The organism is Gordonia tangerina, from assembly GCF_021556435.1.
Taxonomy (GTDB): domain Bacteria; phylum Actinomycetota; class Actinomycetes; order Mycobacteriales; family Mycobacteriaceae; genus Gordonia; species Gordonia tangerina.
This window is the reverse complement of record NZ_JAKGCU010000017.1, coordinates 107,032-116,974: the sequence shown is the minus strand read 5'-3', so window position 1 is coordinate 116,974 and position 9,943 is coordinate 107,032. Positions and strand designations below refer to the sequence as shown.

Below are 9,943 nucleotides of genomic sequence, written 5' to 3'. Positions count from 1 at the left end.
GGCCGCTCGTTTTTTTTGGGGGGGGGGGGGGGGGGGGGGGGGGGGGGGGGGGGGGCCCCCCCCCCCCCCCCCCCCCCGCGGCCAGCCGGTCATCACTGACCTTGGGCACTTCTCGTGCTCCCTGTCGTATTCATGCTGTCGTGGTCAAGGGCTGAGGTGATCAGCTCTTGATCATGTTGCGCAGCACGAACTGCAGGATGCCTCCGTTGCGGTAGTAGTCGGCCTCACCGGGGGTGTCGATGCGCACCTTGGCGTCGAACTCGACCTTCGCGCCGTCCTCCTTGGTGGCGGTGACGTGCACGGTCTCCGGCGTCGTACCGGAGTTGAGCTGCTCGATGCCGGTGATGTCGAAGGTCTCGGTGCCGTCGAGTCCCAGCGACTTGTGCGACTCACCCTCGGGGAACTGCAGCGGGATGACACCCATACCGATGAGGTTGGAGCGGTGGATGCGCTCGAAGCTCTCGGTGATGACCGCCTTGACGCCCAGCAGCCTCGTGCCCTTGGCGGCCCAGTCACGCGACGACCCGGTGCCGTACTCTTTGCCGCCCAGCACGACCAGCGGGGTGCCGGCTGCGGCGTAGTTCTGCGCCGCGTCGTAGATGAACGACTGCGGGCCGCCGTCCTGGGTGAAGTCGCGGGTGTAGCCACCGGTGACGTCGACCAGCTGGTTGGCCAGCCGGATGTTGCCGAACGTCGAGCGGATCATCACCTCGTGGTTGCCGCGACGGGCGCCCAGCGAGTTGTAGTCCTTGCGTGCCACACCGTGTGAGTCGAGGTACTGCGCAGCAGGCGTTCCCGGCTTGATGGTCGACGCGGGGGAGATGTGGTCGGTGGTGACCGAGTCGCCCAGCTTCGCCAGCACGCGCGCGCCGGAGATGTCGGCGACCGGCTCCGGCTCGGTCTGCATGCCGTCGAAGTACGGAGGCTTACGGACGTAGGTCGACTCGTCGTCCCACTCGAAGACCTTGCCGTCCGGCGTCGGCAGGTTCTGCCAGCGCTCGTCGCCCTTGAAAACATCGGCGTAGTCCGCCGCGTACTGCTCGGCCGAGATCGACGACGCGATCGTCTGCGAGATCTCCTCGTTGGACGGCCAGATGTCCTTGAGGAAGACGTCGTTGCCGTCGGCGTCGGTGCCCAGCGGGTCGGTCTCGAAGTCGAAGTCCATCGTGCCGGCCAGCGCGTAGGCGATGACCAGCGGCGGCGACGCCAAGTAGTTCATCTTCACATCGGGGTTGATGCGACCCTCGAAGTTGCGGTTACCCGAGAGCACCGCGGTCGCCGTCAGATCGTTGTCGTTGATCGCCTTGCTGATCTCTTCGGGCAGCGGACCCGAGTTGCCGATGCAGGTGGTGCAGCCGTAGCCGACGAGGAAGAAGCCCAGCTTCTCCAGGTAGGGCCAGAGGCCGGCCTTGTCGTAGTACCCGGTCACGACCTGCGACCCCGGGGCCATGGAGGTCTTGACCCACGGCTTGGCGGTCAATCCCTTCTCGACGGCCTTCTTGGCGAGCAGTCCGGCGCCCAGCATCACCGACGGGTTCGAGGTGTTGGTGCAGCTGGTGATGGACGCGATCGTGACGATGCCGTGATCGAGAACCATGTCGCCGCGCTCGGGCGAGGAGACCTTGACCGGCTTCGACGGGCGACCCTCGGCGCCCTTCGACGCGTTGTGGGCGGGTTCGTCGTCGTCGGCGAAGGACAGCTTGGCCGCGTCGGGGCTCACCGACGGTGCGTCGGAGGCGGGGAAGCTCTCCTCGTTGGCCTCGTCGACACCATTGTGGGCAGGGGTGTTGCCCTCTTCGACGTAGTTGTGGATGTCCTTGCGGAACGCATTCTTGGCGTCCCAGAGCTCGATGCGGTCCTGCGGGCGCTTCGGGCCGGCGATGGACGGGACGACCGTCGACAGGTCGAGCTCCATGTACTCGGAGTACTGGGCCTCTTCCGCGTCCTTTTCCAGCCACATGCCCTGTTCCTTGGCGTAGGCCTCGACGAGGTCCAGGGTCTCCTGCGAGCGACCGGTCAGCTTGAGATAGTTGACGGTCTCGGAGTCGATCGGGAACATCGCGCAGGTGGAGCCGAACTCGGGGCTCATGTTGCCGATGGTGGCGCGGTTGGCCAGCGGCACCTCGGCGACGCCGTTGCCGTAGAACTCGACGAACTTGCCGACCACGCCGTGCTTACGCAGCATGTCGGTGATGGTGAGTACCACGTCGGTGGCGGTGACACCCGGCTTGGTGGCGCCGGTCAGCTTGAAGCCGACCACGCGCGGGATCAGCATCGACACGGGCTGGCCTAGCATCGCGGCCTCGGCCTCGATGCCGCCGACGCCCCAGCCGAGCACGCCGAGCCCGTTCTCCATGGTGGTGTGCGAGTCGGTGCCGATGCAGGTGTCGGGGTAGGCGACACCGTCGCGCACCATGACCGACCGGGCAAGGTGCTCGATGTTGACCTGATGGACGATGCCGGTGCCCGGCGGGACGACGCGGAAGTCGTCGAAGGCGCCCTGGCCCCACCGCAGGAACTTGTAGCGCTCTTCGTTGCGCTGGTATTCGATCTCGACGTTGCGTTCGAAGGCCTGTGCGTTGCCGAAGGCCTCGATGATCACGGAGTGGTCGATGACCATCTCGGCGGGGGCGAGTGGATTGACCTTGTCCGGATCCCCACCGAGCTGCTTGACGGCATCGCGCATGGTCGCGAGGTCGACGATGCACGGCACGCCGGTGAAGTCCTGCATGATCACGCGGGCCGGGGTGAACTGGATCTCGATGCTCGGATCGGCGTTCGGATCCCAGTTCGCGATCGCCTCGATGTGTTCGGAGGTGATGTTGGCACCGTCTTCGGTGCGTAGCAGGTTTTCGGCGAGGACCTTGAGCGCATAAGGAAGCTTGCCGGTGCCCTCGACGGCATTCAGTCGGTAGATCTCGTATGAATTGTCGCCCACCTCGAGGGTGCCCTTGGCGCCAAAGGAATCGATACTCACGTCTTGTCCACTCTCCTCAACGTGCCGGCGGGCTGCGCCGGCCTGCTCATCCGACGGGCTGCGTCGGTGGTTACAGCAACGTGTGACCTCGCTGCGTTGGCTGCCACCGCCCGATGTCCGACCAGCGTTGACGCTGTTCGTCGGCAGGTGGCGACAGTTCCGATGTTAACAGTACGCACGTACTGTTAACAAACAGCCTCGCTCGCCTCGTGTCGGATCGGGGCGCGCGAAGCCGACCCGGGATTCTCCGGACCATCCCATTCTGTCGTACGGTGCTGCAGGAGGTTTGGTGGGCCACCGCTGTGCGTGCGAATTTAATGCTCGCGAAACCTTGCCGGCGAGCTGATGCCTTGCGTGTCGCGGTGTGCGACCCTCAGGTGCCCAGAGATGTGAGGATGGCCAGATGAGTCCGGATGCGACGACGCAGCATGTCTTGGCCCTGCCGCCGATGGGCGTGATGGCGCCCTCGGTCATTCCCGAGAGCGTGGACATGCCCGCGATCCTGCGCGACATCCAGGAAGACGGCGTCGCCGCGCCGGCCGGCCAGGTCGCCGGCCTGCGCGCAGTGGTCGCCGAGGCTCAGGCCGATGGGCAAGAGGTCAGCTTCGTGGTGATCGATCGGCCCCTGAAGTTCGAGTACTACCGCGATATCGCCACCGATCTCCAAGCCGACGTCGGTGGGACCGTCATCGTGCTCGGTCCACAATCGGTGGGCAGTGCTTCGCCGCACTTCAGTCGCGTCCAGCAGGAAGAAGCGACCGACAATCTGACCCTGACCGATCCGCCACTCGCCGCGCGTCAGATGTGGGATCAGATGAACGAGCCGTCTCTGAACTGGACGGTCATCAGCCTGCTGCTCATCGTCATCGTGGTGGCCGGGGCGGCCATCGCCCGGCTGCGATCGACCCGTGCGGACCGCCGGGGAGCCGGTGGCGAGGGTGCGGCACCGGTGGAATCGACCGCGCAGGCGTCCGGCACCACCGACCTCTCGCGCGACCTACCCTGACGCGACCGCGTCGGCCCACTCCGTCGCAGACGCGCGTCCACTTCGGTGGAGAGGTAGCCCATACATCGCTTCGCCCGCATCAGTTGTAGGCGGCACGCCCGGATGCGCTCTTCGTTGCCGATTCGAGACCTTTGTCGATCGGCGCCCTTTCGGCAGTTCACGGCATTTTGCCTGGTAATCACGCCAATGTAATTCGTGACTGCTGTTTTCCGATGTGTTCGATGTGACGTACGGTTCTGTTGTCACGAGTGGTGCCCAAGTGATGGAGGGCACCACGAGTGGTGCATGGTGCACGTCGCGAGGCGGGTCGGGATCGGGCAGGCACCCATCACTTCACAGCGCGCGGACCGCGAGGTCGCATCCGCTGTGGCGGGTAAGCCGCGAACGACGAGGGAGAACTGGTGAGGCGAGCTACTACCGGCGTGGCGCGCGGTGGGTCACCGGCGCCGCGAGCGCAACGGTCCCGCCGACGCGCGATTGCGGCCCGGGTCGGCGCATTGCTGGCCATCACGGTGCTCGGGTTCGTAGGAGCCGGACAGGCCCAGGCAGCGCCGAAAACCGGAGCACAATCGCAGGTCTCCGGTCTGATCAATCAAATCGCCAAGGCGAACCAGAATCTGGCCGATCTCGACAACGCGGTCGCAGTCCGTCAGGAAAACGTCAATCGCGCACTGGTGGACTACCAGAACTCCGTGGCCGCCGAACACTTGGCGAGTGTCGCCGCGAAGTCGGCGAAACGTTCCCTTTCCGACGCGCGGCGCAAGGTCGCCGAGGCGCAGAAGGCCTTCGACGAGTTCGCGCGCGACGTCTACCGGCAGGGGAGTGCTCGCAGTTCCATGGCCGAGTACGTCTCATCGGACAACCCCGGTGCCGTACTGGACCGGATGACCGTCATCGACCGACTCGGCAAGCAGCAGCGCGACACCATCGAGCGGCTCGAGGTGGCCCGAAACCAACAGGCCAACCGGGTCTCCGCGGTCCAGGCGACGCAACGCCAGGCAGCATTCGCCACCCAGAGCGCAGCCAACCGCAAGGACGACGCGCTCGCCGCGGTCAGCCAGGCGCGTTCGGCGGTCGCCTCGGAGCAGCAGCGTCGGTCCGCCCTCATCCAGAAGCGCGACAAGGTCCAGCAGTCGCTCGACAAGATCCGGGGTGTCGCGCCGCGACGTACGGTCGAGGGCCCCACGGCCGGCGAGCTCTTGCAGAACCTCTTCCCCGATTCGCCGCAGACACCCGCGGCGCCCGGCGCGCCCGCGGAGCCCGGCGGCGACAACCAGGCCTTGGCCGTGGCGGCCACGGCTGCGGCCAAACTCGCTCTCGATGTCGGTCAGAAGGTGCTGGCCGAACTCGTCGGGCAACAGCAGATGCCGCATTCAGAACTCCTCGACGAGCTCGGCATCGGCGGTTCCGACATGACCGGTAGCGGCCCCGACTCGCTGAGCTCGGTGATCGGCAACGGCAGCCTGGGTTCGCTGTTCGGCAGTTCGTCCGGTGGCGGCGGCGGCATGGTAAGGCCCGGTCTCCGCGGTCCCCAGGCCATCGAGATCGTCGTGAATCGGGCGCTCTCGCAGCTCAACGTGCCATATGCGTGGGGTGGCGGCGACGCCAACGGTCCCACCCGGGGCATCCGTGACGGGGGTGTCGCCGACAGCTACGGCGACTACAACAAGATCGGGTACGACTGCTCGGGACTGATGATCTACGCCTTCGCGGGCGTGGGCATCGAACTGCCGCACTACACCGGCTACCAGTACACCTCCGGTCCACAGTTCCCGCTGTCGCAGATGCAACGCGGCGACATGATCTTCTACGGCCCGAACGCCAGCCAGCACGTCGCGTTGTACCTCGGCGACAACAAGATGATCGAGGCGCCGCAGTCGGGCAGTGTCGTCAAGGTCTCGCCGCTGCGCACCGCGGGAGCGATGCCCAACGTCGTTCGCCTGCTCTGAATCGACGCTGCCGGTCGCGGCACCTTCTTGGCCGCAGTTCAGCCAACGCGACTACGCTGGCACCGACAGGCCGCCCGGACGGGGCAGGTCCTACTGAGGCACGGCGCACGTGACCCGAGATTGCGCACGCAGATGGAACAGGAGTACCGGTTGACCTCATCGCAACCCCCGGCCGATTCCGCGGGCGGAGTCGGCCCCGACGGATCGGTCATGTTGTCCGACAGTGACGTCAAGCTGCTCGAACGCGCGATCTACGAGGTGAAGCGGGTCATCGTCGGGCAGGATCAGCTCGTCGAACGCATCCTCGTCGGCTTGCTGGCACGCGGACACATCCTTCTCGAAGGTGTGCCGGGCGTCGCCAAGACCCTCGCGGTGGAGACGTTCGCGACCGTGGTGGGTGGCACCTTCTCCCGCGTTCAGTTCACGCCGGACCTGGTCCCCACCGACCTCATCGGCACGCGAATCTACCGGCAGGGCAAAGAGGAGTTCGACACCGAACTCGGTCCCGTGGTGGCCAACTTCCTGCTCGCCGACGAGATCAACCGAGCCCCCGCCAAAGTGCAGTCCGCGCTGCTCGAGGTGATGGCCGAACGGCATGTGTCCATCGGCGGCACCACGTACCCGATGCCGGATCCGTTCCTGGTGATGGCCACCCAGAACCCCATCGAGAACGAAGGCGTCTACCCGCTGCCCGAGGCACAACGCGATCGCTTCCTGTTCAAGGTCCTCGTCGACTACCCGTCGGTCGAGGAAGAGCGCGAGATCGTCTACCGGATGGGCAACGTGCCGCCGTCGGCATCGCAGGTCCTCGACCCGGAGGCGATGATCCGGCTGCAGCGCACGGCGGCGAACGTCTTCGTTCATCACGCCCTCGTCGACTACGTCGTCCGGGTCATCAACGCCACTCGCCGTCCCGCCGAGTTGGGCCTGAGTGACGTCGCGGCGTGGCTGTCCTACGGGGCATCGCCGCGCGCGACTCTGGGTATCGTCGCCGCCGCCCGCGCGCTGGCCCTGGTCCGCGGCCGCGACTACGTGATCCCGCAGGACGTCGTCGAAATCGTGCCCGATGTGCTCCGGCATCGACTTGTGCTGAGCTACGACGCGCTCGCCGACGAGGTCGATGCCGATCAGGTGATCACCCGGGTGTTGCAGACAGTGGGACTGCCACAGGTCGGCGCACAACCGGTCAACACCGGTCCGGCGCCGGGACAACATCCGACTACCCCTGGGCCACAACAGCATCCGGGTCACCCGAACGGCGCGACGGTGAACCAGACGCCACGGTATGCCGGCCAATAGCGATCTGCCGTCGCTCGGTGCCGGCCTGCTGTCCGAACCGCAGCTGACCGCTGCGCTCAAGACGCTCGAGCTGACCGTGCGGCGCAAACTGGACGGCGTCCTGCAGGGCGAACACCTAGGTCTGATCCCCGGCCCGGGTTCTGAACCCGGCGAGGCGCGGGCCTATCAGCCCGGCGACGACATCCGACGGATGGAATGGTCGGTGACCGCGCGGACCACCCAGCCACACGTACGACAGATGATCGCCGACCGTGAGCTCGAGACATGGCTGGTGGTCGATGCGTCGGCAAGCCTCGATTTCGGCACAGTCAACTGCACCAAGCGCGACCTCGCGGTCGCGGCCGCGGCAGCCATCGTCCACCTCACCTCGGGCGGCGGCAACCGGCACGGTGCAATCGTCGTGACCGGCGATCAGGTGGTGCGGATACCGGCCCGCGCCGGCCGGGCGCACGCGCAGAATCTACTCAAGGCGCTCGCGACCACCACGCGGGCGTCGAGCGGCGTGCGGGGCGACCTGCACGCCGGTATCGAGGCGCTTCGCCGACCGCAACGTCGACGAGGTCTCGCGGTCGTCGTCAGTGACTTCCTCGGCCCGATCGACTGGGAGCGGTCGTTGCGGGCCATCGGTGCCCATCACGAACTGCTCGCGGTCGAGGTCCTCGACCCGCGTGATCTGACGCTGCCCGACGTCGGTGAGGTGAGTTTGGCCGACGCGGAGTCCGGCGAGGTGCGCGACATCACGGTCACCCCCGCGGTGCGGCGTGACTTCGCTGCCGCGGCCCGCGATCACCAACTGAAGGTGCATCGAACGGTCCGCAGCTGCGGCGGGCCGGTGCTGAGTCTGCAGACCGACCGGGACTGGATCACCGACACCGTCAAATTCGTCGCGCAGCGTCGGCGCGGCCTGGCCGCCGGGGTCGGGTGAGCGGGTGTCGATTCTCGCGAGCCCGTGGTGGCTCCTGTTGCTGCTCGTCGTGGCCGGGCTGGCCGCCGCCTACATCTACGTTCAGCGGCTGCGGCGCAAGCGTGCGCTGAAGTTCGCCAATCTGGACCTGCTCAATCAGGTCGCGCCGGCGCAGCGCAACCGCTGGCGCCACGTTCCCATCGCGCTGCTCTTGGTGGCGCTCACCCTGCTCGTGGTCGCAGTGGCCGCGCCCCAGGCCGACCGACGCGTGCCGCGGAACAAGGCGACGGTGATCCTGGTGATGGACGTGTCGCGATCGATGAACGCGACCGATGTCGCGCCGTCGCGTATCCGCGCTGCGCAGGACGCGGCGCGCACCTTCGCCGACGAACTGACCGACGGCATCAACCTCGGTCTCATCTCCTACGCCGGTACCGCGTCGACCCTGGTGTCGCCGACGCCTGACCACAACGCCACCAAGGCTGCGGTCGACAAACTGCGGCTCGACGACCGCACGGCGACAGGGGAGGGGATCTTCGCGGCCATCCAGCAGATCAAGACCCTCAATGCGGTGCTCGGTGGGGACGAGGCGGCGCCGCCCGCACGGATCGTGCTGCTCTCGGATGGAAAGGAAACCGTCCCGGACGACCCGGACGATCCGCGTGGCGCATTCACCGCCGCGCGCAAGGCGAAAGAGGAGAAGATTCCGATCTCGACGATCTCCTTCGGCACGATGACCGGAACGGTTGACCTCGAAGGTGATCAGGTGCCGGTGCCCGTCGACGACGATTCGCTGCGCAAGATCGCGAACCTCTCGAGTGGTCAGTTCTTCACCGCGGCCAGCCTCGACGAGCTCAACAAGGTCTACGAGACCCTGCAGCAGCAGATCGGTTACGAGAAACGCCGTGGGGACAACTCCCGGCCATGGCTGATCGCCGGTACGTTGTTGGCGCTGCTCTCGGCGTTCGCCGCGCTGGCCATCAACCGACGCCTGCCCTGAGCCGCGCGACCGATCAAACCCATCCCACCGCCTCTGGCGCAGAGCACGAACGGATAAGTTGGCCCACATGGCAGACAGCAACGAAGCTCAGCAGGTCTCTCGCTCGGTCCTGGTGACCGGTGGCAATCGCGGTATCGGCCTCGCCGTGGCGCGGCGCCTGGCCGCCGACGGACACAAGGTGGCGGTCACCCATCGCGGCTCCGGTGCCCCCGACGGGTTGTTCGCAGTGCAGTGCGACGTCACCGACAACGCATCGGTCGAACGGGCGTTCGACGAGGTCGCCGAGCATCAGGGTCCGGTGGAGGTGCTGGTCGCCAACGCAGGGATCACCGACAACATGCTGCTGATGCGACTGTCCGAGGAGTCCTTCGAAAAGGTTGTCGACGCGAACCTCACCGGTGCATTCCGCTGCGCCAAACGCGCGACGAAGGGCATGCAGCGCGCCAAGTGGGGCCGGATGATCTTCCTCGGCTCGGTCGTCGCGACCTCGGGCATTCCGGGACAGGCCAATTACGCTGCCTCGAAAGCCGGACTGATCGGGCTGGCACGGTCGATCGCCCGCGAGGTGGGTTCACGCAACATCACCGCCAACGTCGTCGCCCCCGGCTTCATCGACACCGACATGACCGCTGCGATGGAGGACCGCTACGTGGAGATGGCCAAGCAGGCCATCCCGCTGGGCCGGACCGGCAAACCCGAAGACGTCGCCGCCGCGATCAGCTTCCTCGCCTCCGACGAAGGTGGTTACATCACCGGCGCCGTGCTGCCCGTCGACGGCGGCATGGGCATGGGCAACTGACATCGATGG

At 66.6% G+C, this 9,943-nt stretch carries 7 protein-coding genes; 6 read left to right on the top strand and 1 reads right to left on the bottom strand.

The genetic code is table 11. The annotated features are described in order from the left end of the window. Positions 1 to 160: 160 nt before the first annotated feature. The gene (locus L1892_RS17305; protein WP_235724875.1) at positions 161 to 2,977 is read right to left on the bottom strand and encodes an aconitate hydratase; all 2,817 of its coding nucleotides are present in this window, start codon (positions 2,975 to 2,977) and stop codon (positions 161 to 163) included. 403 nt (positions 2,978 to 3,380) lie between these two features. On the opposite strand from L1892_RS17305, the gene L1892_RS17300 reads away from it, so the two are divergent. From L1892_RS17300 to fabG1, 6 genes are all read left to right on the top strand, one after another. After that, positions 3,381 to 3,983, top strand: coding sequence for an Rv1476 family membrane protein (locus tag L1892_RS17300; RefSeq protein ID WP_235724874.1), 603 nt, complete (start codon positions 3,381 to 3,383; stop codon positions 3,981 to 3,983). Between the two features lie 401 nt (positions 3,984 to 4,384). Next, positions 4,385 to 5,932, top strand: coding sequence for an NlpC/P60 family protein (locus tag L1892_RS17295; RefSeq protein ID WP_235724873.1), 1,548 nt, complete (start codon positions 4,385 to 4,387; stop codon positions 5,930 to 5,932). Positions 5,933 to 6,082: 150 nt separating this feature from the next. Next, the gene (locus L1892_RS17290; RefSeq protein ID WP_372475162.1) at positions 6,083 to 7,231 is read left to right on the top strand and encodes an AAA family ATPase; all 1,149 of its coding nucleotides are present in this window, start codon (positions 6,083 to 6,085) and stop codon (positions 7,229 to 7,231) included. Next, positions 7,218 to 8,156, top strand: coding sequence for a DUF58 domain-containing protein (locus L1892_RS17285; protein ID WP_235724872.1), 939 nt, complete (start codon positions 7,218 to 7,220; stop codon positions 8,154 to 8,156). The genes L1892_RS17290 and L1892_RS17285 overlap by 14 nt, the downstream gene beginning before the upstream one ends. A gap of 10 nt (positions 8,157 to 8,166) precedes the next feature. After that, positions 8,167 to 9,135, top strand: coding sequence for a VWA domain-containing protein (locus L1892_RS17280; RefSeq protein WP_235724887.1), 969 nt, complete (start codon positions 8,167 to 8,169; stop codon positions 9,133 to 9,135). A 67-nt stretch (positions 9,136 to 9,202) separates the two neighbouring features. Continuing rightward, complete coding sequence (fabG1, locus tag L1892_RS17275; RefSeq protein ID WP_235724871.1) at positions 9,203 to 9,934, top strand: 3-oxoacyl-ACP reductase FabG1; 732 nt, start codon at positions 9,203 to 9,205, stop codon at positions 9,932 to 9,934. The last annotated feature ends 9 nt before the right edge of the window (positions 9,935 to 9,943 follow it).